The sequence below is a fragment of the Sulfitobacter sp. 15WGC genome, from assembly GCF_005068605.1.
Taxonomy (GTDB): Bacteria; Pseudomonadota; Alphaproteobacteria; order Rhodobacterales; family Rhodobacteraceae; genus Sulfitobacter; species Sulfitobacter faviae.
Genome location: NZ_SZNL01000110.1, coordinates 1 through 255, shown reverse-complemented (window position 1 = coordinate 255; position 255 = coordinate 1). Strand labels below are relative to the sequence as shown.

The 255-nt window shown below is 58.8% G+C and carries 1 protein-coding gene; it reads left to right on the top strand.

The features are described 5' to 3' along the window. The coding region (locus FCK22_RS18180; RefSeq protein ID WP_136720767.1) for a mechanosensitive ion channel domain-containing protein at positions 1–255 on the top strand (255 nt) is incomplete at both ends.

Genomic DNA, 255 nt, shown 5'->3' with positions numbered 1-255 from the left:
TTCACCGTTCTCTTTGTCCTCAATACCTTCGGGGTCAAAACGACCTCGGTCGTGGCAGTCATCGGTGCGGCGGGTCTGGCGATTGGTCTGGCCCTGCAAGGCACCCTGTCGAACGTGGCCGCGGGCGTCATGCTGATCCTGTTCCGCCCGATCAAGATCGGCGATTTCGTCGTGATCGCGGGCGAGATGGGGACGATCAAACAGATCAACCTGAACTACACGGTTCTCGCCGATCTCAGCAATGTGCAGGTCATC